Raw genomic sequence first — 20,856 nt, 5'->3', positions numbered from 1 at the left:
AGCCTGAACTCACCCGCGTCTATCCGCCGTCAATGCACCTCGCAGTGAGAAACCCTTGAGGTACGCGACGCACCTGAGGTAGCCCGGACGGTCCTGTCCAAACTGCAACGCGGATGTCAGATACGCAGTGCACCGTCCGAGCATCGGACCCCCTCGAGACGTCAGCTCGACGCCGGACGGCTGCAGAGGCGTCTCCACCGGCGCGCTCACTCACCGCGCCCAAGCGTTGAAAACGAAGTGCCACACACCTGGTGCATTCTCGGTTGCGTTTCGTCCGGCGTAATCGTCAGCGACGCCAGCGGGTCGGGAGGCTGGGGCGACGGAGCCGAGCCAGTTCGTCGGCAACACTGCTCCACTTCGCGTCGCCCAATGCTCCTCGGGTGTCGCGATCGGACAGTTCGCGCAGTATGCGGCGGCAGGCGCTGGGGGAGTCCAGGACGGCGCGGACCTGATCGTCGAGACGTGCCGCTTCCTTGATGAACGTGACGGCGGTGTGGCCGGCTTCTGCAGCTCGTCGCTCCTCGGATGCCAGTCGGCGGCACGCGCTACTGCACCACCGTCGCGGCCGGCCCGCTTTGGGGTGGTCGGAGACCTGGAACGGCTTTCCGCACCGGGCGCAGGCCTTGATCATTGGTCGTGCTCCAGAGCCAGTGTCCACTCGACCACGGTGTGGGGATGCCAGCGCAGGTGCTTGCCGACACGGAAGCCCTTCGGACCGTTGCCGGTGTGTCGCCAGGCGTAGAGCGTCTGCTTGGGTACGCCGAGGTAGGCGGCGACGCGAGCGGCGTCCCAGAGGTCCTGAATGTCGAGCTCTGGGTGCATCGCTTGCGGTGTTGGCGGGGTCGTGGTCGACGGTTGCGCCTCACTTGCCGAACTTCGCTTGGCCGCCTTGCTGGCCACGGACTGGTGCGGCTGGTCAGGCTCCGGGTTGTCCGTGGATGGAGTTTCCTCGTCCCAGAGGCCTGGTTGCTCTCGCCGGTTTCTGTCGCCGTTCATCCTGTTCGGTCTCCCTTGCGTTGTCGTCCAACGTTCGTCGTCAGTCACCAAAGGCGCAGGGGAGGGGCGCAGCGATCAATCTGTCCGATTACAACGTCGAACCGGCGAGGAGCGCGCCGCTGTCTGCGCAGGGGACGCGATTTCGCCGGACGAATTCGGACCGAGAATGCAAGAGGTGTGTGGCACTTGGTCTGTCGCGTGAAATGGGGGGACGCTGAGGGGTGTCAGTGACGGCTGGCGCGTCGGATTCGGATCGGGTGGGCTGCGTGGGCCGTGAGAGTGCGGTCGAACGTATCCGCGGGTCTGTGTCGCTACGGCGAAAGATGTCGTAGGTGATTGTCCGAGGTGTCGACACGAGGGAGGACCCGATGACTCAGCAGACGATCAGGCAGAAGGCCCGGCGGACGGTGCGGGAGATGGCCGAGAAGCGGCGGCAGGAGCGTACGGAGCGCGAGGACGGGTGGTCGACCTGGCCGAGTAGGTCATGGTTGCGGGTTTCCGGCGCGGGAGTCGCTTGGGGTGAATGCGGTGGCGACGAGGCCGCGGACGTCGAGCTCCTTCAGATCGGCAGGTCGAAGACCAAGAGGGTGCTGGTTGCGGTCGCGACGAGGGCACCTGATGCATCGGTGACGACCCCTTCGGTGAACGCGACACGGGAGCCAGCCTTGACCAGCGTGCCGATCGCGGTGAGCTGCCCGCTGGTCGAGCGGACCGGCTTGAGGTAGTTGACCTTGATCTCGACGGAGGTGTACCCGCGGCCCGCCGGGAGCACACTGTGGAGCGCGCAGCCCGCCACCGAGTCGAGCAGCGTGCAGACCAGGCCTCCGTGCACCGAACCGATCGGGTTGTACGCCGACTCGTCCGGCTCACAGGTGAACTCGACGCGGCCGGGCGCGGCAGCGACGAGCGACATGTTGACCAGCCCCGAAATGGGAGGCGGCGGGAGCACGCGGTCGATCATGGCCTGCAGGTAGTCGAGGCCGGCCATGGCCAGGCCCTCGCCGGCACCGATGGCCGGGTCGTACCAGGCCACGGTGCGTGAGCGGGGCTCGCCCCAGCTCGCGGGTGCAGCGGCAGTGAGGTCTCGCATTGTCATCGGTTCTCTCGATCGGCGTGCTTGGCGTCGGACAGGTGGAGGTCGGGATCGTCGGGGACGGCGTACTCCCGTCCCCACGCGAGCAGCGACTCGAGCACTGGGATCAACGCCCGGCCGGACTCGGTGAGGTGGTAGTCGAACCGGGGCGGGGCCTCCTGGTACTGGACGCGGGAGACGACACCGGCTCTCTCCAACACCTTGAGCCGAGCTGCGATGCGGTCACGCGGTGCGCCGGTGCCGCGCACGATCTCACCGAACTGGCGCGAGCCCATCCAGAGCTCCCGCACTACGAGCAGGGCCCAACGCTCGCCTACGACCTCGAGGGAGGCCGCGATCGGGCAGGGGCGGCCCGGAAGTTCAGCCAGGGTCGGAAACGCTGAGGCGTTTGCGCTGCTCGTCATACGTGGTAGCGTCCCCTCGAGTGAGTTTGAATGTCAAACCGTCCTCGTCGATCGCGACAAGCCGTCCGCTGGCTCCCGTCACCCTCGGCACCGCACTGGTGCTCGTGACCTATGTGACGCCGATGGCAACGATCCCCGCGACCGCGGCCGACTTGGGCGCAGGCCCGGCCGCACGGGCCTGGATTCTCAGCTCGATGAGCCTGGGCCTGGCCGCAGCCCTGCTCGCGTCCGGTGTTATGGGTGACATCCTCGGGCGACGCCGCGTATACGTCGCCGGGTCGATCGCCATGGCGCTGGCCGCCGCGGTCTGCGCCGTGGCGCAGGAGCCGATCGTCTTCATCGCCGCCCGCGTCGTGGAAGGCGTCGGCGGCGCCGCCGTTCTCGCGTGCGGTCTGGCCGTGCTCGCACACCGCTATCCGCCCGGCCCCGAGCGGATCCACGCCACGTCCGTCTGGGCGGCCAGCGTCGGCCTCGGCATCGCGGCCGGAGCCGTGCTCGCTCCTGCTCTCGACGTCGGCTCCGGCTGGCGGGAGGCCTACGCGGTGACCGCAGTCCTGGGGCTGGCGCTCGTGCTGCCGAGCCTGCTTCGCATCGAGGAGTCGGCGGCGGCAGCACCGAGGAACCTCGACCTGGCCGGGTCGGGCCTGCTGATCGCGGCGATGACGCTCGGAGTCTCGGCGCTGACCCAGGGCCGTGGCGGCGTCGACGTGCCGACGGTCGCGCTGGCGGTCCTGTCGGCCGTGTCGTTCGTGGCATTCGTCCTCGTCGAGCGTCGGGTCGACCAGCCGCTGCTCGACCCTGCGCTGTTGCGGCACCCGCGGTTCCGTGCCGCGACGGGTGGGTCGTTCGTCCTCGGTGCCGGCATCATCGGCATGGCGGCGTTCATTCCGACCGTCGCCCAGGTGGGTCTCGGGCGGGGACTGTGGGCCGCGAGCCTGCCCGTGCTTGCGTGGGCGGGGGTCAGCGTCGTCACCTCGATGCTGGCCCGCCACGTCCCGCACCCGTTGGAGGGCTCCCGACCCATCGCCACCCTGCTGGTCCTCGTCGCCGGCGGTCAGCTGCTCAGCTACGGGCTGCAGGCCGACTCCTCGATGTGGCGGCTCGTGGTCGCGATGGTGGTGGCCGGCGTAGGCATGGGCGTGCTCAATGCCGTGCTCGGCCGCGAGGCGATCGCCAGCGTCCCCCCAGCTAGCGCCGGGACGGGAAGCGGCGCCAACCAGACCGCGCGCTACCTCGGGGCAGCCTGCGGGATCACCCTCTTCGTCACGGTCGCCACCCACGCCGGCGACACGATCATCGACGGCTGGAACACCGCAGTACTCGTCTCCGCCACACTCACCCTCGTGGGAGCCGCGGCAATCGCGCTAACCGGCCGCACGTCGCACGCTCACCGGACTGAATCCCACTAGCGTCGAACGCAGGGCTGCCACGGTTCAGGAGCACTGTGCAGCGGCACCAGTTCTTGACTGTCGAGATGCCTGACCACAGGTTGTGGGGGCGTTCCCGGACGGAGTTCTCCTTCAGGTTGTTGCAGCTGAACTGACCCATGCTGACTATCCCGCGGCCGACTCACGCTGCAGGCGACGCATCCCAGCGAGCCATCGGTCATAGTCGGAACCCTTGCGCCGGTAGTACTCGAGCACCTCTGGGTGCGGGAGGATCAAGAAGGATTCCTCCTCGATCGCTGCAAGCGTGATCGCCGCGACGTCCTCGGGCTCCAGCACCCTGCCTGCCTTCGCCACGACGTTGGCACCGAGCTGCGACGCCTCGTCGTCCGCCTGGAGCGCATCGGTGTGAATCGCGGTGTTGACGCCCATGGGGCAGATGCAGCTCACCCGGACGCCCTGATCCCCGTAGGTGACCGACAACCACTCGCTGAAGCCGACAGCGGCATGCTTCGAGACCGAGTACTGCGCGTCGGCGATCTGCGTGAGCAGTCCGGCGGCAGAGGCGGTCGACACGAAGTAGCCGGTACCTCGTTCAACCCAGCCCGGAATGAGAAGGCGAGCGGCCCGGATGTGAGCCAGAAGGTTGATGTCGAGGATGCGCTGCCACTGCTCGTCGTTCTGACCGATGCCGCCCTCGCCGCTGATCCCGGCGTTGGCGAAGAACAGGTCGACGGGGCCGTAGTTGCTCTCGGCGGCGGCGATCATCTCCTCCAGCACCTCGACGCGGGTGGCATCACCGGCGACGGCGATCCCCCCCACGGCGCGAGCGACCCGATCGGTGCGTACGCCATCAAGGTCCGCGATGACGACGTTCGCCCCCTGCTCGGCGAGACCGGCTGCAAGGGCGGCCCCGATGCCTCCTCCTGCGCCGGTCACCACGGCGACCTTCCCGGCAACCTTCATGCCTTGCTCCGTCGCGATGACGCCACCCAGGCCAGCTCAGCCTTTACGGATTCCATGGTCTCTCCTTCGGTGCCGGCCCCGCCCTCGAGGGCGGCGACACGTGCGCGGGTCGTGATGAGGCGGGCCACCCCACACATCAATATGGACTTGAGCCCAAGTTCAAGTCTAGGCCATGCGCGACCTCGGCGACAGGGGCCGAGCGTTCCTCAGTTGATGCGAAGTGCGTTTGCCCAGAGGCGGGTCAGCGCCGTTACCAAGTCGTCCAGCTTCCACGGGTCACCGAGGACGAAGGTCCCGTAGGCCATCCGGCTCACCATCGCTGACAGCGCTGTCGCGGCAAGGTAGGGGTCCACTTCGGCGTCCGCGATTCCCCGGGCCTGCAGGTCCCTGATGCTCTGGGCGTTGCGCTCGGCGAACGCCTGGCCCCGAGCGCGCCTCAGCGCTTGAACGTTCTCGTCCACGGCGCTGACCTGGTCCAGGAGCCGCATCAGCTTGGCATTACGCCGGTAGGCGAGGAGGTACGCTCGGTTGCTGGCCTCGATGACCGCCAGAGGATCGTCACTGTCGATCATCCGCCGCACCTGCGGATGGACCATCTCTTCCTGCACGCTCTCGAGGACTGCGGCGAACACCTCCTCCTTGCTGGCGAAGTACGTGTAGAACGACCCCGCCGCCACCTTGGCCTCGGCCGTGATGTCCGCCAGCCGGGCCTCGATGTAACCGTCACGCTCGAAGACGGCTCGTGCGGCTGACACCAGGGCGGCACGCGTGCGTGCACCACGCGCTGTCCGCGGTGGATGCTTGGCCGAATCCTTGGCTGGATCCGTGGTTCGGCGAGTGGCGGCGCCAGACGAGGGCATGCTGGAGCCTAACGTGAATTCGACGTCAATGTTGGCTTGGAGCCCTGAAGAGTGAAGGTCAGAGCCCGGCCTCTGCGGCGACGCGGAGCGCTCGGGCGATGAAGTCGTCGACGTGCGCTGCCGGTGCACTGACTTCGGCAGCATTGCGCGGGTCGTCCAGCGTCCGGCGGCGGACACCCTCGGCGATGATGGCGATCTTCCACAGAGCCAACGTGTGCCAGAACCCGACGGCGTCGAGGCTGCGACCCGTCTCGTCCCCGTAGCGTGCCGCCATCTCGCGACGGCTCGGGAAGCCGGGGAGTCGCGTGGCAAGCAACGGACCTGTCGCAGGTTCCCCATCGGCCGGCCAGTAGGCGAGGAGGCAGCCGAGGTCTGCCAGCGGATCACCGAGGGTGCAGAGCTCCCAGTCGAGGACCGCGCGCACGTGGCTTCCGTCCGGCGCCACGATGACGTTCGACAGGTGGAAGTCTCCGTGGACGAGCGTCACTTCCTCTTGAGGAGGGATGGCGGCCTCGAGCCGGTCCGCCAGGTCGTCCACCGCTTTCAGGTCGCGCGTGCGGGAGTCCTCCCACTGACGCCGCCAGCGCTTGAGCTGGCGCGCAGCGAAGGGCTTGTGGCTGGCGAGATCTTCAAGGCCGGTGGCGCCGAGGTCGACGGCGTGAATGGGCTCCAGCGCGGTGGCGAGCGCCAGTCCGAGGCTCCCGCGTCTCGACGGCGAGAGAGCTTCCGCAACCTGGACGTTGTCGACCACCAGGCCTTCCACGTGCGCGACTGCCAGCAGCGGGGCATCGGTGACCGCCGGATCCTCAGTGAAGGCAAGAACCGCGGGGGTCGGAACCGGCGTACTCTCCAGCGCCTTCAAGATCCGGTGCTCGCGTGCGACGTCGTGCGCTGACGCCAGGAGCCGACCCAGCGGGGGGCGGCGCAGGATGAGGCGCGCCCCGGTGGCGTCAGTGACCATGAAGGTGAGGTTCGACTGGCCGAGTCCGATCCGCGCGAAGGTAAGTGGCAGCCGTAGTCCGAGGTCGCAGCCGTCAAGCCACGCAGAGACTGCGGCCTCGTCGAGCCCCACCTGGGTCATCGAGCGCTCAGCTCACCAGCGCCGCGGCGCGGGTGCCGTCGACGGCCTCGCGGGTCACCGGTGTCTCCCAGCGGCGCAGCTCACGCTGGGCGATCGTGCGCTTGTGCACCTCGTCGGGGCCATCCGCCAGACGCAGGGTGCGCTGGTGGGCGTAGAAGTTGGCAAGCGGGAAGTCGTCGGAGACGCCGGCGCCGCCGTGGACCTGGATCGCCCGATCGATGATCTTCAGCGCGACCTGCGGGGCCGCGACCTTGATCGCCGCGATCTCGACGCGTGCGTGCCGGTTGCCGACGGTGTCCATCAGCCAGGCCGTCTTCATCGTCAGTAGGCGGATCATCTCCAGCTCGATGCGCGCCTCCGCGATCCAGTCGCGGATGTTGGCGTTGTCGGCCACGGGCTGGCCGAAGGTGACGCGCGAGAGGGAGCGCTGGCACAGGAGCTCGAGAGCACGCTCGGCCATTCCGATCGACCGCATGCAGTGGTGGATGCGGCCGGGGCCGAGGCGCGCCTGGGAGATGGCGAAGCCCTCGCCCTCGCCTGCCAAGAGGGCAGACGTCGGGACGCGGACGTCCTCGAAGACGATCTCGGCGTGGCCCTCCCGGTCCCAGTAGCCGAAGACTGGCAGCCCTCGGACGATGGTCACTCCGGCCGTGTCGATCGGGACCACGAGCATCGACTGTTGGGCGTGGCGCGGTCCGTCGGGGTCGGTCTTGCCCATGACGATCAGCACCTTGCAGTTGCGGTGCAGCGCGTTGGAGGTCCACCACTTCCGGCCGTTGATGACGTACTCATCGCCGTCGCGCTCGATGCGGGTCTCGATGTTGGTGGCATCCGAGGACGCGACTGCCGGCTCGGTCATCGCGAACGCCGAGCGGATCTTGCCGTCGAGCAGCGGCCGCAGCCACTTCTCCTTGTGCTCCTCGGTGCCGAAGAGCGTCAGGATCTCCATGTTGCCCGTGTCGGGCGCGTTCGAGTTCATCGCCTCCGGTGCAAGGTGCGGGCTTCGGCCCATGAGCTCGGCGAGTGGCGCGTACTCCGCGTTCGTCAGGCCGGGGCCCCACTCCTTGTGCGGGTGGAAGAGGTTCCACAGCCCGCGTGCGCGAGCTTCTGTCTTGAGCTCCTCGAGGATCGGCGGGTGGAAGTTCGGGTCGCCTGCCTCGCGCATCTGCTCCGCGTAGATCGCCTCGGCGGGATAGATCCGCTCGTCCATGAACGCACCCACGCGCTCCTGGAAGTCCTTGCAGCGGTCGGTCAGCTCGAAATCCATGCTCTTGCTCCAGCTTCTAAGAAGTGCCATGCGTTGATCGAAGTTGAGGTCGGATTCAACTTAGACCAATGTTCGCGAACGCGCCAGCCCGAGGGGAGCAAAAGGTCATCCGGCCCACGGCGAACAGTCGTACCGCGCATGTGTGGCCGACGTTCAACGGAGCTCCTCGTGCCACTGACGGCCAAAGGACGGCTTCACCTTGTCGACGAAGGCCTTGACCGCTGCGACATGCTCCTCGGTCAGACCGGTCGCCTTGTGCAGGGGCACCTCGGCATACATCGAGGCCGTCAGCGCCTCGTGAGGCGCCCGTAGGAGGTTCTGCTTCATCCCATCGAGCGCGTGCGAGGGTCCGTTGGCGAGCTGCGTAGCGATCTCGCGGGCCCGCTGTTCCAGGTCCTCTTCAGCGACCAACCAGTTGATCAGTCCGAGGGTGAGGCATTCCTCGCCACGGACGCGCGGGTTCAGGAACATGAGCTCGCGCGCCTTGGCCGGGCTGACCACCCGGTCGAGCAGCCACGCAACGCCGAAGTCGCCGGCCAGTCCGACGGCCCCGAAGGCAGTTGCGAACACGGTGCGGGGCGACCCGATCCGCAGGTCCGCGGCAAGCGCGAGGCCCATTCCTGCTCCGGCCACCGCGCCAGGAATGGAGGCGAGAACGGGCTTTCGGCACCGGTAGATGCGGCCGACAGTCTCTTCTTGGTCGCGGCGCTGCTCCTCCACTGCGGCTGTGTCGACCTGGGTGGACCCAGCCCCTTCACCCCCCTGATCGTGAAAGGACTGGACGTCGCCACCGGCGCAGAACGCCCCGCCCGCGCCAGTGAGGACGATCGCCCCGACCTCACGGGATGCTTCCATCTCCTTCAAGGCGACGATGAGTCCACGGATCATCGCGCCCGAGAGTGCGTTACGGCGGTCGGGTCGGTTGAGCGTGATGGTGCCGACGCCCTCAGTGACGTCGATGAGCACGTCGTCGCTTCCATGACCAGCATCTGCACCAACCATCAAGAGCCTCCGTGCTCCGTGGAAGCCTCTGAGGCAATGCCAGGCTGGGCAAGTGTGCGCAGATATGAAGTTGACCTCATGCTCATTCCCGAAAGCTACCATGCTCGCGCACAGGTGGCACGCGCTGCCCCGCACTCCTCGCCGAGTACCGTAGGCGGCTCCACAAGACACGTCGGGCATCGGCGTTCGCCGCACGACGTGGGCTGCACCTCGCGATCAGGCAACCTGCGTAAAGGGGAAAGACTCCGTGACTGAAGACACTGCTCGCAGGCCACCGGTCACGCGCCGAGGCGTGCGCACGCGCCAAGCCCTTGTCGACGCTGCGCGAGTCATCTTCGAGCGTGACGGCTATCTCGATGCCCGGCTGAGCGACATCACCGCGGAAGCCAATTGCTCTACCGGAACCTTCTACACGTACTTCAACGACAAGGAGGAGATCTTCGCCGCCGTCATGGAGGCAACGAAGAACGAGATGCTCCACCCCGGGATGGAGCACGTCGATGGAGTCGACGACCCGGCCGCGATCATCGAGGCGAGCAATCGTGCCTATCTCGAGAGCTACCGGCGCAATGCGAAGCTCATGCAGCTGCTGGAGCAGGTCTCGAACATCGATCCCCAAGTCCGGGAGCTGCGGCGCGCCCGCGGGTGGGTCTTCGTCGAACGCAATGCCCGTGCGATCAAGGACCTGCAGGAGCGAGGTCTCGCCGATCCCGACCTCGATCCCGTGATGGCCTCACGCGTGCTCTCCGGCATGATCAGCAGGTTCGCGTACGCCACGTTCGTGCTCAACGATGGAGGCGACTTCGAGGAGCTCGTCTACACCGCGACGCGGTTGTGGTGCAACGCCTTGCGCATCGACCACCACCTCCCCGGGCGGGACGCCATGCGCAAGAAGTGACACCCCTCTGCGCCTGACGAAGGGCACGCAGGTCGGGGCGGCTCAGCGCGACGGGGGAACCCTGAGACGTGGCCGCTGCTCGACGCCGCCGACAAGGCTCGACACACGGGCGATCGCCCGCTCGGCGTCACTGATGATCGTCCTGACGACGTTGTCCACCGAGTCCACTTCGTGGATGAGTCCCTGGGTCTGGCCTGCCCACCACATGCCGTCGTCCATCTCGCCCTGGTCCAGCACCTTCGCCCTCCCGCGGACCCCCGAGGCAAGCGGCGCGACATCGGCGAAGGTGGCTCCCGGGCGGCTGCCGATCGCGGCGACTTGCTCCGAGATGGAGTTCTTCGCCACGCGCGCACTGTTCTTGAACTCACGGAACACCACGACGGTGTCCCGTTCGGTGTTGGCCACGATCTGGGCCTTCACGTTCGGATGCACGGGTGCTTCATCGGTCGCCATGAAGCGGGTCCCCATGTTGACGGCGTCGGCACCGAGCGCCAGCGCGGCAGCGAGACCTTGACCCGTGGCGATGCCGCCGCTGGCGATGACAGGGATCGAGAGCACCCGCACGGCCGCCGGGATGAGCACGAGGCCCGGTACGTCGTCCTCGCCCGGATGGCCGGCGCACTCGAAGCCATCGATGCTGATGGCGTCGACGCCCTTGCGCTCAGCCGAGAGAGCATGGCGCACGGACGTAGCCTTGTGGATGACCTTGACGCCCGCTGCATGGAAGTCCGGTAGGTGCGGCTCCGGGCTGGAGCCGGCGGTCTCGACGATCCTGATGCCGGCCTCGACGATCGCGGCTCGGTACTCGTCGTACGGAACCGGGTCGATCGTCGGCAGGATGGTGAGGTTGACCCCGAACGGCTTGTCGGTCAGGTCGCGCGTCCTCCGGATCTCCTCGACCAAGGCTTCGGGGGTGGGCTGGGTCAATGCCGTGAGGAATCCCAGGGCGCCGGCGTTAGCGACAGCGGAGATGAGCGGCGCGGTGCCCAGGCCGGTCATGCCGCCGCAGACGATGGGGTGCTCGATGCCGAATTGCTCGGTGAAGCGGGTGTGGAACATCAGGTCCTCTTCGTTGCATGGGACGGCAGATTCGAGTCAGCGCGGTTACCCAGCGTGACCCGAACATGACACCATATTCAGGTGCGCGGCGTCCAGTGTACGAGCCCGTGCGACCTACTCGGGCGGCTCGGACAGCACGAAGTCGAAACAGCGTCGTTGGGCGCTGATCACGACGTCTCGAGACTGTGCTGTCCGCGTGGGCGGGTCCAGGGCTGTCAGGACGTATCGGCCCAGCGGGGGCAGCCGCAGCTCGTAGTGACCCGCGGCGTTCGTCCGGGTTGCTCCCATGGACTCACCGGCGGCGTCCGTGAGCACGACAAGGGCGTCCTCGATCGGCCGACCGCTGCGGGACACGTCGCCGGCGACCATGAGCTGCTCGTCGAGTTGCAGCAGGGTGGTGGTGTCGGACGAGAGCTCGAGCAGCTCGGCCTGAGGAGCCCAACCCTCCGCGGAGCAGACGACGAGGTGCTCCCCCTCTGCCGGGAGCACGACCGACCATCGGCCGACGTTGTCGGCACGCGCCCAGTCCACCTGCTGGCCGCCTGCGCTGTGCACCGACACGATCGCCAACCGCGCTGGCCTGCCGTCTGCACACTCGGCCCGACCGCGCACGACGACCTCCGTACCCACCTGAGCCCGACGCACGTCGTCACCACGCGTCACCGGCAGTCGCTCGTCACGTCCGGCGGTCCTGGCTGCGCCGGGCGGCGTCCGCGCGGGGATGAGCAACCCGACGGCCGCGCCCATGAAGGCAGCGGCCGCAGCAAGCCAGCTCATGGCATGCAAGGCAGTCTCAGTGGGATGAGTGCCGCCGGTGATCGCGCCGGCCGTCAACACCGCGGCGACGGTTGCCGAACACGACGACGTGCCGATCGAGCGGACCACCGTGTTGAGCCCGTTGGCCGCCGCCGTCTCACCGATGGGCACGGACTGCATGATGAGGACAGGCATCGACGCGAAGCTCATGGCGACTCCCACCGAGACGATCGAGATGCCGATGACGAGTTCGGCGACGGAACCGTCGAGGAGCACGCGCACCACGTACCCGACACCCGCGACGGACAGGCCCGCGGTCAGGGTGATGCGGGCGCCGAAGCGTCGCGTGACTGAGGCGGACACGGGCGCCATCAGGACCATCAGCACACCTCCAGGCAGCATCACCAGTCCCGCCTCGGTCACCCCCAGGCCGGAGCCGACCCCCGTCTCCACCGGAAGCTGGAGCTGCTGCGTGGCGACCAGGAGGTAGTTGAACATGATGAAGCCGGCCAGCAGCGACGCGATGTTGGTGAGGAGCACCGGGCGGCGTGCCGACGTGCGCAGGTCCACGAGCGGCTCACCGGCGCGCAGCTCCCAAGGAGCCCACAACGCGAAGGCGAGCGCGGCCACCGTGAAGGACAGCAAGGTCCACTGCGACGTCCAGCCCCAGGCTCCACCCTTGGAGATGCCGAGCAGCAGGGAGGTGAGGGCTGTGGAGATGAGGATCGCCCCCCACCAGTCGAAGCGCCCGGGTGTGGTCACGCCCGACTCGGGCACCACCGCGAGGACCAGGACGAGCATCCCGACGGACATGACGACGCTGGCCCAGAAGACGGCGTGCCAACCGAACGCTGCGTAGATCACACCCGAGAGCGGCAGCCCTACGGCGCCGCCGATGCCGAGCGTTGCGCTCATCAGCGCGACCGCACCGCCGATCTTGTCCGGAGGCAGCTCGTCGCGCATCGTCGAGATGCCGATGGGGATCAGTGCTGGAGCGAATCCTTGGAGGAGTCGGGCGAGGATGAGGAGCGCGAGTGAGTCACTGCTCGCGCCCAGCAGTGATCCGCAGAGAAGAGCGCCCAACGAGACCAGGATCATGCGCCGCTTGCCGTGCATGTCCGCAAGCCGGGACATGATCGGCGTCGTGACCGCGCTCGTGAGGAGGGTGACGGTCACCAGCCACGAGGCGTTGTCAGGACTGGTTCCCAGCAGCCGTGGGAAGTCCGGAAGGAGGGGTACGACCACCGTCTGCATCAGGGACACCGCTGTGCCACAGAGGGCCAATACCAAGACGATCGCACCGGAGCGGCTGGAACGCTCCTCGTGCACGGCCAGCTCCGCGGCGGGACGACGTCCACCACGGCCATCCAGTGGCGCCGAGCGTCGCCTGGATGATGAGCACGAGCGACGAGTTCGCGGCTTCGTCGGCGACGACCGTGCAGCCTGGATGCGCTCGCGCTTTCGCCCGGACATGGTGGGACCTCTCCAGTAGGTTCCTCGAGAGCTCGACCACGAGGCGGAGCTCGCGACGGCAAGGTTCCGAAATCTGTCGATGAACCCGGCGGGGCCTTCGGGATGCTGGCCACATGCAACCTGATGTTGAAGCCAGGCTCAGGTTTACAACGGGCGGTGTCGCGCAGTCAAGGTCTTCGGGGACGCCAGCCCGGTACGTGTCAGTTCTGTACCGGTGTCGGGCATGTTCCACCTACGTCGCGGGCCTCACGCTTTCGTACGTTGGGTGTGACCGGCAGCACATCCCACGTGTGCGGCTCACCACCGATCTTCAGGAGATACCCGTGGACCTTGACAACCGATCGCACGCGCCGGCTCCGGTGATCCGCGCCACGGCCTTTGTCGGTCGGTGGCCGAAGATCCCGTGGCCCGACATCCCCGACGCCACCTTCCCTCCGACCACCGCGACGCTGATCAGCGGGCCGACCGAGGCGGTGCTCATCGACGCGATGTACCTCAAGGCGGACGTCCAGGACCTCGGTGACCTGATCGAGCGCACCGGCAAGACGTTGACGACCATCTACATCACCCACGCGCACGCCGACCACTACGCGGGCCTGGGACCCCTCCTCGAGCGCTTCCCGAGCGCCAGGTGCGTGGCGATGCCGCACGTGGTCGAGGCCATGAGGGAGGGCATGGAGCTCCACAACCAGCAGTGGGAGGCGCTCTTCGGCGACACCTACGTGATTCCCGGACCGCTTCCCGAGCCGATGGAGGGCCGCACCCTGTTCGTCGACGGCTCGCCCGTCGAGATCATCGAGGTGAAGCAGGCCGACATCCACCCCACCTCCATCGTCCACGTGCCCGAAGCCGGCGTGGTGGTGGCCGGTGACTCCGTCTACAACGAGATCTACCCGATGCTCGGTCTCTCCACGCCCGAGGAATGGTCGAACTGGCTCGAGACGGTCGCACTCGTCGAGAGCCTCAACCCCCGGATGATCGTGGCTGGGCACCGACGACCCGACGGCGACGACCACGCCGTGCAGACCATGATCGCGCAGACCCGCGCCTACATCCAGGACTTCGCGGCTGCCTACGAGGTCGCAAAGAACGCAGAGGACCTGGTGGCCATCATGACGGCGAAGTACCCGCATCACGGCAACCTTTGGAGTCTGCAGTTCTCCGCCGGGAGCGTGTTCCAGTTCCGCGAGACCGGCGCGACGGCGTCGGACGACGTGCCGGTCACGAGCTGAACGAAGGTGTCTGACGACCGGCGACGTCATCCACGGAACTGGCATGACGATCGGTCGTCGGGCGCAGACGTTGGCGAGGTTGTACCTGTTCTCGGCATTTTTCGACGATCCGACGGCAGACGGCGATCACTATCGTCTCGGACATGACCCCCACGCAGATGCTCCGACTACGTCAAGTCACCATCGTCGCTCACCATCTCGACGAGGTGGTGGACGAGCTTCGGGCGAAGCTCCCGCTCGGAGAGCCGTTCCGCGACCCGGAGGTCGCCCAGTTCGGTCTCCACAACGCCGTCCTGGCGCTCGGGGACACCTTCGTGGAGGTCATCTCGCCGGTGGAGGACAGCACGGCGGCTGGCCGCCACCTCGACCGTCTCGGCGGTGACGGCGGCTACATGGCCATGTTCCAGGTCGACGACATCGCGGCCGCTCGCGGGCGCATCGAGCGTCTCGGTCTACGCAAGATCTTCGACAACGAGGTGGAGGGCGACACCGACATCCACCTCCACCCCAAGGACGTGCCGGGCGCGATCGTCGCCATCGACACGATGAAGCACCCCGAGTCATGGCGCTGGGCCGGACCGGGGTGGATCGCAGAAGCACCTCCGGTCACTGGTCCGGGTCGCGTCACCGGCGCCACCGTGACGGCACGGGACCCGGGGCAGCTGGCACGGACGTGGGCCGCGGCTCTCGGCACCGACGCCGACGGTGAGCGGATCGCTCTGGACGGCGGCGAGGTGCGCTTCGTCGCAGGCGAACGCGACAACATCGATGCCTTCCACGTCGCCGGCCTGGAGGCCGACGTCACGATCGGCGGCGTCGACTTCGTCCGGGTCTGAGCTCGAGCGACTCCCCGCCGGGCACTTCTCGACGTGAGCAGGACCGCGCGGATCCCACACCATCGCACCCGGAGGAATCCCATGGATTTCGAGACGATCCAGCACGACATCAGTGACGGGATCCTGACGATCACCCTGAACCGACCCGAGCAGCTCAACGCGTTCACCGTCACGATGGCCGACGAGCTCGAGCACTCGTTCCGCGCTGTCAACGACGACGACTCCGTCCGCGCGGTCATCGTGACCGGAGCGGGGCGCGCCTTCTGCGCCGGCATGGACCTCAGCAGTGAAGGCAACGTGTTCGGTCTGGACGAGGAGCTGACGCCGGGTCTGCAGGACATGACCGACCTCGACGATCCCGCCATCGCCGGCGTCCGTGACGCCGGCGGGCGGTGCACGCTTGCGATCCACGACTGTCGCAAGCCGGTCATCGCCGCCCTGAACGGCCCAGCGGTGGGCATCGGCGCCACCATGACCCTCGCGATGGACCGTCGGCTGATGTCGACGTCTGCGCGCATCGGGCTCGTCTTCGGACGGATCGGAATCGTGCCGGAGGCGTGCTCCACCTGGTTCCTGCCCCGGCTCGTGGGACCCTCTGCGGCCATCGACCTGGTCCTGAGTGCCGACATCCTCGATGCCGAGGCTGCTCGTGCGGTGGGCCTGGTCGACGAGGTCCACCCCGAAGAGGACCTGCTGACCCAAGCGGTGAGGGTCGCCGACTCGTGGACGCGAGATCGCTCTCCGGTCGCCGTGGCACTAACCCGCCAGATGGTGCGAAGGAACGGCAGCCTCGACCAGCCGAGCGACGCTCACCGGGTTGACTCGCTCGCCATGTTCTGGACCAGCATCGGTGATGGCAAGGAGGGCGTGGCGGCCTTCCTCGAGAAGCGGAAGCCTGAGTTCCGAGGACGGGCGTCAGCCATGCCTGACTTCTACGACGACTGGGTGACGGGCGAGCGTCCCTGACGGCGGAGCCGGACCCGGGACCACGTTCGTGTCGTTTCTGTACCGGTGTTAGGCAGGTTCGACCTAGGTCGCACCCGCGCAGTGCTCCTAAGTTGGTTGTGATCGACAACACAGCTACCCGTCCCACCTTCCGCGCTTGAAACATGAGGGTCCAACGCCACGCGTGGGACGAGTGACTCAAGGCGGGTTGTCAGAGGCGTGCCGCCGGCTCGCCGTTCAGCACTCACCCCTTATCCATGAAGAAGGAGCACTCCCATGCCGCTGTGGCAGCTGTACACCCCGGAGAACGCCTACACGCGTGAAGAGAAGGCCGACATGGCCAGGAAGATCACCGACATCTACTCGTCCGACTTCACGCAGGAGAACCTGGGCTTCGTCCTGCCCAGGTTCTACACCTCGGTGCTCTTCCACGAAGTCAAGGCGGACGACTACTACGTCGGCGGCGAGTCGCGCAGCCAGTTTGTGCAGATCGAGGTCGTCCACATCGCCCGCACGGTCGCCACGGCCGCAGCCAAGGCCGGCACCAGCGAGGAGGAGAGCCTCCGGCGGTACTTCGAGAAGATGGAGGAGGTCCTCAAGCCCTACCTCGCCGATCGGGGCTACGAGGTGGAGTTCCACGCCGAGCCCGCGCCGTTCGAGACCTGGCGGATCGACTTCATGGTCCCGCCGGAGCCGTGGTCCGCCGACGAGGAGCTGTGGGGCAAGGAGAACAAGGCCTCGGCGTACGGGCCCTACCTGACCGCCTGACGGTCGCACCCACGAGCCGGGGTGCGTGCCGCGGCGCGGCACGCACCCCGTTCAACCTGCCAAACATCCCACAAGACGTTCATTCGCAAGGGAGAAGTCCATGCGCGAAGACATAGAGTTCGACGCTGAAGGCGTGACGCTGCGGGGCTGGTTCTACCGGCCTGACGACGCGTCCGGGGAGCTGCCGTGCATCATCTTGACGCACGGGTTCTCATGCACCAAGGAGATGGGTCTCGAGCCCTTCGCCGACGCGTTCACCGCCGCCGGTTTCGCCTGCGTGGTCTACGACCACCGTGGTTTCGGCGCCTCGGACACGGCTCCGGGCAAGCCGCGCCAGGAGATCGACCCCTGGGACCAGGTCCACGACACGCAGCACGCCATCACCTACGCGCAGGGCCGGGCCGACGTGGACGCGTCGCGGATCGGGGTGTGGGGTTCCAGCTACGCAGGTGGCAACGCGTTCGTGGTCGCAGCCATCGACAGGCGCGTCAAGGCCGTGTGCGGCCAGGTCCCGGCCGTCGCCGGGCGGCGAACCTTCGAAACGAACGTCCCGAAGGAGTACTGGCAGATGGCGTGGGACGGGCAAGCGGCTGATCGCCTGGCGAGAGCGCGAGGGGATGCGCCCGCCATGATCTCGGTCGTCACCGCAGACCCGACGGTGCCCGCTGTCATGCCGACGCCTGATGCCTACGAGTTCTTCTCCGCCTACGAGGGGACCGCATGGCGCAACGAGGTGACGCTGCGGTCGACGGAGCTGGGCTACGAGGCAGGCGAGTTCCTCAAGTTCGTCGCTCCGACCCCGCTCCTCATGGTGCTCGCCGAGGACGACAACGTCGTGACCCCGAGCGAGTGGGCCAAGGAGGCCTTCGACACCGCGGCGGAGCCGAAGAGGCTCGTCTGGATGCCGGGCGGCCACTTCGACGCCTACACAGGTGAGGGCTTCAAGGTCTCGTCGGGCGCGGCACTCGAGTTCTTCCTCGAGCACCTGGCCGCCAAGGTCCCCGCGTCTGTCTGAGTTCCAACAACTTCCACGAGGAGAAGTCACTACATGACCACGCTTGCAGGAGACCTGGCGCGCGCGCTGGGCGATGTCGAGGCGATGCAACAGTTGTACGCCGATGACATCAGCTGGACGCTGCCGACGTCGCTGGGCCGTATCGGCGGGACCCATGAGGGCAAGGAGGCTGTGGTCGCGTTCAACAAGATCTCCCTGGCGGCCTACGACAAGTCGGCCGGCACTCACGTTGACATCCACGAAGAGTTCGACGCCGAGGGTGGCAGGAGCATTGCCCGCATCCGGGTGCGTTCGACCGTGGGAGCGACCGGCGAGGGCTACGACAACGAGTACGTGCTCATCGTGCGGGGCAGCGAAGGCAAGATCGTCGCGGTCAACGAGTACCTCGACACCCTCAATGTCATGCAGTACGACGGTCTGCGACGCTTCCTGCCGGCCATCCCGGGGGTGACCATCACGTGAGCGAGCACAACAGGCGGTGGCGCGTGTCGGCGATGCCCACCGAACACTTGGAGACGTCGCACTTCGAGCTGGAGACCGTGCCTCTGCCAGACCTGGCCGACGGCCAGGTCCGGTGCCGCGTCCTGTGGATCTCAATCGACGCCGCTCAGCGCGCCTGGTTCCAGGGCGCCACCTACCGCAGCGCGATCCAGGTGGGCGACACGATGCCCGCCTTCGCCATCGGTCAGGTGGTGGAGAGCCGCAGCGAGGACTTCGCGGTCGGTGACATCGTCACCGGCCACCTCGGCTGGCAGGAGTCGGCGGTCGTCGAGTCCGGCGAGCTGAACCCGCTCCGTCCCACCAGGAAGCTCTCCTATTACCTGAGCGTTCTGGGCATCACGGGCCTGACCGCCTACTTCGGTCTGCTCGAGGTCGGCCGGGCCAAGGCCGGGGAGACCGTCGTGGTCTCGGGGGCCGCCGGTGCCACGGGCGCGCTGGTCGGTCAGATCGCCAAGCTGCACGGATGTCGCGTCGTCGGGATCTGTGGCAGCGCGGAGAAACAGAAGTGGCTCACGTCCGAGCTCGGGTTCGATGCAGCGGTCAGCTACCGCGACGACGACTTTCGCAAGTCTCTCAAGGCGGCCTGCCCTGATGGCATCGACGTCTTCTTCGACAACGTGGGCGGTACGACGCTGGACACGGCACTTGGCGTCATGGCCCACCGCGGTCGCATCGTCTGCTGCGGCGTCGTGTCCCAGTACGACACGACCAACCCTTCACGCGGAGCACGCGGAGTCCCCGGAGTTCTGGTCGTCAAGAGCCTCACGATGCAGGGCTTCCTCTACACCGACTTCGCGGACCGCAATGACGAAGCACTCCAGGCGCTCGAGGGTTGGCTGGACGAAGGCTCCCTGGCGGTGACCGAGGACATCCTCGAAGGCCTCGAGAAGACGCCCGAGGGCCTCATCGGGGTGCTCAACGGGACCAATGTCGGCAAGCGCATGATCCACGTCGCCGACCCGTCCTGACGTCGCTCCGCTCGAGGTGGGCAGGGTCACATACTCCCGGCCGCGCAGCGATTGACGAGCGGCCAAAAGTGCTCGACACTACAAGTAAGCAAGCGCTTAGTCATCAAGGAAGGCCGTAGCTGATGCCCGAAGCCGTGATCGTCTCCACCGCCCGCTCGCCCATAGGGCGCGCCGTCAAGGGCTCGCTGAAGGACATGCGGCCCGACGACCTCGCCGTCCAAATGGTCCGGGCGGCCCTGGCCAAGGTGCCCGAGCTAGACCCGACCGAGGTGGTCGACCTGGTTCTGGGCGTCGGTCAGCCAGCGGGCGAGTCGGGCAACAACCTGGGCCGTGCGGTCGCCGTACTGAGTGGGATGGACCACCTGCCCGGCGTCACGGTCAACCGCTACTGCTCGAGCAGCTTGCAGACCACGCGGATGGCTTTCCACGCGATCAAGGCAGGCGAGGGTCACGCCTACATCTCGGCCGGCGTCGAGACGGTGAGTCGGTTCGGCAACGGCTGGGCGGACGACCCCGCGGCGCAGAACCCGGTCTTCGCCGACGCGCAGGCACTCACCGACAAACGCGCGGGCGGCGGTGCCGAGGCCTGGGTCGACCCGCGGACCACGGGGGACCTGCCCGACGTGTACATCGCGATGGGTCACACGGCGGAGAACGTCGCTCAGGTCCTCGGCATGTCGCGCCAGGAGCAGGACGAGTTCAGCGTCCGCAGTCAGAACCTGGCCTGCCAGCGGATCGAGGAGGGGTTCTGGGCCCGCGAGATCATCCCTGTCACGCTGCCCGACGGCACCGTGGTGAGCGCCGACGACGGCCCGCGCCCCGGCACGACGATCGAGGGCATCAGCCAGCTCAAGCCGGTCTTCCGCCCCGACGGCACGGTGACGGCCGGCAACGCCTGCCCGCTCAACGACGGCGCCGCCGCGCTGGTCGTCATGAGTGACGTGAAGGCCAAGGAGCTGGGCCTCACGCCGTTGGCGCGGATCGTCTCCACGGCGGTCACCGCCCTCTCCCCGGAGATCATGGGCCTCGGGCCGGTCGAGGCGATCCCGGCTGCGCTGCGCAACGTGGGTATGGGCGTGGCCGACATCGACCTCTTTGAGATCAACGAGGCGTTCGCTGTCCAGTCGCTGGGCTCTGCACAACAACTCGGCATCCCGCTGGACAAGCTCAACGTCAATGGCGGCGCGATCGCCGTCGGCCACCCGTTCGGCATGACTGGGGCCCGCATCACCGCCACGCTCATCAACTCACTGCAGTGGCACGACAAGCAGTTCGGCGTCGAGTCGATGTGCGTCGGCGGCGGCATGGGCATGGCCATGGTCATCGAGCGACTGAACTGAGAGGCACCAAC

The 20,856-nt window shown here is 67.4% G+C and carries 20 protein-coding genes; 10 read left to right on the top strand and 10 right to left on the bottom strand.

Going from position 1 to position 20,856, the window contains the following annotated elements:
- Positions 1-627 precede the first annotated feature (627 nt).
- The 3 genes from DDE18_RS18765 to DDE18_RS18755 all read right to left on the bottom strand — a co-directional run bounded on the left by DDE18_RS18765 (position 628) and on the right by DDE18_RS18755 (position 2,493).
- Positions 628-822 (bottom strand): helix-turn-helix transcriptional regulator, encoded by a 195-nt coding sequence (locus tag DDE18_RS18765; RefSeq protein ID WP_116573815.1) that lies wholly within the window; start codon positions 820-822, stop codon positions 628-630.
- 733 nt (positions 823-1,555) lie between these two features.
- Entirely contained in the window at positions 1,556-2,086 is a 531-nt protein-coding gene (locus tag DDE18_RS18760) for a PaaI family thioesterase (RefSeq protein WP_116573814.1), read from the bottom strand.
- Positions 2,087-2,088: 2 nt separating this feature from the next.
- Entirely contained in the window at positions 2,089-2,493 is a 405-nt protein-coding gene (locus tag DDE18_RS18755; RefSeq protein WP_116573813.1) for a winged helix-turn-helix transcriptional regulator, read from the bottom strand.
- 2 nt (positions 2,494-2,495) lie between these two features.
- On the opposite strand from DDE18_RS18755, the gene DDE18_RS18750 reads away from it, so the two are divergent.
- On the top strand, positions 2,496-3,902 hold the full coding sequence (locus tag DDE18_RS18750; protein ID WP_342748972.1) for an MFS transporter: 1,407 nt from the start codon (positions 2,496-2,498) through the stop codon (positions 3,900-3,902).
- A 144-nt stretch (positions 3,903-4,046) separates the two neighbouring features.
- Here the strand turns inward: DDE18_RS18750 and DDE18_RS18745 are convergent, their stop codons facing one another.
- The 5 genes from DDE18_RS18745 to DDE18_RS18725 form a co-directional block, all read right to left on the bottom strand.
- Complete coding sequence (locus DDE18_RS18745) at positions 4,047-4,844, bottom strand: SDR family oxidoreductase (RefSeq protein WP_116573811.1); 798 nt, start codon at positions 4,842-4,844, stop codon at positions 4,047-4,049.
- 206 nt (positions 4,845-5,050) lie between these two features.
- Positions 5,051-5,704 carry a TetR/AcrR family transcriptional regulator gene (locus DDE18_RS18740; RefSeq protein WP_116573810.1) on the bottom strand — a complete coding sequence of 218 codons (654 nt, stop codon included), beginning with the start codon at positions 5,702-5,704 and terminating at the stop codon, positions 5,051-5,053.
- A 58-nt stretch (positions 5,705-5,762) separates the two neighbouring features.
- Positions 5,763-6,785 (bottom strand): phosphotransferase family protein, encoded by a 1,023-nt coding sequence (locus tag DDE18_RS18735; RefSeq protein WP_116573809.1) that lies wholly within the window; start codon positions 6,783-6,785, stop codon positions 5,763-5,765.
- Between the two features lie 7 nt (positions 6,786-6,792).
- Positions 6,793-8,052 (bottom strand): acyl-CoA dehydrogenase family protein, encoded by a 1,260-nt coding sequence (locus DDE18_RS18730; protein WP_116573808.1) that lies wholly within the window; start codon positions 8,050-8,052, stop codon positions 6,793-6,795.
- 153 nt (positions 8,053-8,205) lie between these two features.
- Complete coding sequence (locus DDE18_RS18725; protein WP_211754635.1) at positions 8,206-9,018, bottom strand: enoyl-CoA hydratase/isomerase family protein; 813 nt, start codon at positions 9,016-9,018, stop codon at positions 8,206-8,208.
- Between the two features lie 328 nt (positions 9,019-9,346).
- Between DDE18_RS18725 and DDE18_RS18720 the strand changes: the two genes are divergently transcribed.
- Entirely contained in the window at positions 9,347-9,952 is a 606-nt protein-coding gene (locus tag DDE18_RS18720; protein WP_245916870.1) for a TetR/AcrR family transcriptional regulator, read from the top strand.
- Positions 9,953-9,994: 42 nt separating this feature from the next.
- Here DDE18_RS18720 and DDE18_RS18715 read toward each other — a convergent pair whose 3' ends face one another.
- Both DDE18_RS18715 and DDE18_RS18710 read right to left on the bottom strand, forming a co-directional pair.
- Positions 9,995-11,011, bottom strand: a complete 1,017-nt coding sequence (locus DDE18_RS18715; RefSeq protein WP_116573805.1) for an NAD(P)H-dependent flavin oxidoreductase — start codon at positions 11,009-11,011, stop codon at positions 9,995-9,997.
- Between the two features lie 114 nt (positions 11,012-11,125).
- Entirely contained in the window at positions 11,126-13,096 is a 1,971-nt protein-coding gene (locus tag DDE18_RS18710) for an MFS transporter (RefSeq protein ID WP_165821235.1), read from the bottom strand.
- A 467-nt stretch (positions 13,097-13,563) separates the two neighbouring features.
- Here DDE18_RS18710 and DDE18_RS18705 point away from each other — a divergent pair, with 467 nt between their 5' ends.
- The 8 genes from DDE18_RS18705 to DDE18_RS18670 all read left to right on the top strand — a co-directional run bounded on the left by DDE18_RS18705 (position 13,564) and on the right by DDE18_RS18670 (position 20,845).
- The gene (locus DDE18_RS18705; protein WP_211754634.1) at positions 13,564-14,472 is read left to right on the top strand and encodes an MBL fold metallo-hydrolase; all 909 of its coding nucleotides are present in this window, start codon (positions 13,564-13,566) and stop codon (positions 14,470-14,472) included.
- 143 nt (positions 14,473-14,615) lie between these two features.
- On the top strand, positions 14,616-15,308 hold the full coding sequence (locus DDE18_RS18700; protein WP_116573802.1) for a VOC family protein: 693 nt from the start codon (positions 14,616-14,618) through the stop codon (positions 15,306-15,308).
- An 81-nt stretch (positions 15,309-15,389) separates the two neighbouring features.
- On the top strand, positions 15,390-16,274 hold the full coding sequence (locus DDE18_RS18695; RefSeq protein WP_116573801.1) for a crotonase/enoyl-CoA hydratase family protein: 885 nt from the start codon (positions 15,390-15,392) through the stop codon (positions 16,272-16,274).
- Between the two features lie 255 nt (positions 16,275-16,529).
- Complete coding sequence (locus DDE18_RS18690) at positions 16,530-17,021, top strand: tautomerase family protein (protein WP_116573800.1); 492 nt, start codon at positions 16,530-16,532, stop codon at positions 17,019-17,021.
- Between the two features lie 100 nt (positions 17,022-17,121).
- Positions 17,122-18,036, top strand: coding sequence for an alpha/beta hydrolase (locus DDE18_RS18685; RefSeq protein WP_116573799.1), 915 nt, complete (start codon positions 17,122-17,124; stop codon positions 18,034-18,036).
- 33 nt (positions 18,037-18,069) lie between these two features.
- Complete coding sequence (locus DDE18_RS18680) at positions 18,070-18,498, top strand: nuclear transport factor 2 family protein (protein ID WP_116573798.1); 429 nt, start codon at positions 18,070-18,072, stop codon at positions 18,496-18,498.
- Positions 18,495-19,505 (top strand): NADP-dependent oxidoreductase, encoded by a 1,011-nt coding sequence (locus tag DDE18_RS18675; RefSeq protein WP_116573797.1) that lies wholly within the window; start codon positions 18,495-18,497, stop codon positions 19,503-19,505. The genes DDE18_RS18680 and DDE18_RS18675 overlap by 4 nt, the downstream gene beginning before the upstream one ends.
- A 122-nt stretch (positions 19,506-19,627) precedes the next feature.
- Positions 19,628-20,845, top strand: a complete 1,218-nt coding sequence (locus tag DDE18_RS18670; RefSeq protein WP_116573796.1) for an acetyl-CoA C-acetyltransferase — start codon at positions 19,628-19,630, stop codon at positions 20,843-20,845.
- The last annotated feature ends 11 nt before the right edge of the window (positions 20,846-20,856 follow it).

Origin of the sequence: Nocardioides gansuensis (genome assembly GCF_003076135.1) — a bacterium.
In the GTDB taxonomy this organism is placed as follows: Bacteria; Actinomycetota; Actinomycetes; order Propionibacteriales; family Nocardioidaceae; genus Nocardioides; species Nocardioides gansuensis.
Note: the sequence above shows the minus strand (reverse complement) of the source record. Positions and strands in the feature narration are given on the sequence as shown.

Coding starts and splice junctions, on each gene's coding strand:
- DDE18_RS18765 (WP_116573815.1), bottom strand. CDS start 822: ATGCACCCAGAGCTCGACATTCAGGACCTCTGGGACGCCGCTCGCGTC.
- DDE18_RS18760 (WP_116573814.1), bottom strand. CDS start 2,086: ATGCGAGACCTCACTGCCGCTGCACCCGCGAGCTGGGGCGAGCCCCGC.
- DDE18_RS18755 (WP_116573813.1), bottom strand. CDS start 2,493: ATGACGAGCAGCGCAAACGCCTCAGCGTTTCCGACCCTGGCTGAACTT.
- DDE18_RS18745 (WP_116573811.1), bottom strand. CDS start 4,844: ATGAAGGTTGCCGGGAAGGTCGCCGTGGTGACCGGCGCAGGAGGAGGC.
- DDE18_RS18740 (WP_116573810.1), bottom strand. CDS start 5,704: ATGCCCTCGTCTGGCGCCGCCACTCGCCGAACCACGGATCCAGCCAAG.
- DDE18_RS18735 (WP_116573809.1), bottom strand. CDS start 6,785: ATGACCCAGGTGGGGCTCGACGAGGCCGCAGTCTCTGCGTGGCTTGAC.
- DDE18_RS18730 (WP_116573808.1), bottom strand. CDS start 8,052: ATGGATTTCGAGCTGACCGACCGCTGCAAGGACTTCCAGGAGCGCGTG.
- DDE18_RS18715 (WP_116573805.1), bottom strand. CDS start 11,011: ATGTTCCACACCCGCTTCACCGAGCAATTCGGCATCGAGCACCCCATC.
- DDE18_RS18700 (WP_116573802.1), top strand. CDS start 14,616: ATGACCCCCACGCAGATGCTCCGACTACGTCAAGTCACCATCGTCGCT.
- DDE18_RS18695 (WP_116573801.1), top strand. CDS start 15,390: ATGGATTTCGAGACGATCCAGCACGACATCAGTGACGGGATCCTGACG.
- DDE18_RS18690 (WP_116573800.1), top strand. CDS start 16,530: ATGCCGCTGTGGCAGCTGTACACCCCGGAGAACGCCTACACGCGTGAA.
- DDE18_RS18685 (WP_116573799.1), top strand. CDS start 17,122: ATGCGCGAAGACATAGAGTTCGACGCTGAAGGCGTGACGCTGCGGGGC.
- DDE18_RS18680 (WP_116573798.1), top strand. CDS start 18,070: ATGACCACGCTTGCAGGAGACCTGGCGCGCGCGCTGGGCGATGTCGAG.
- DDE18_RS18670 (WP_116573796.1), top strand. CDS start 19,628: ATGCCCGAAGCCGTGATCGTCTCCACCGCCCGCTCGCCCATAGGGCGC.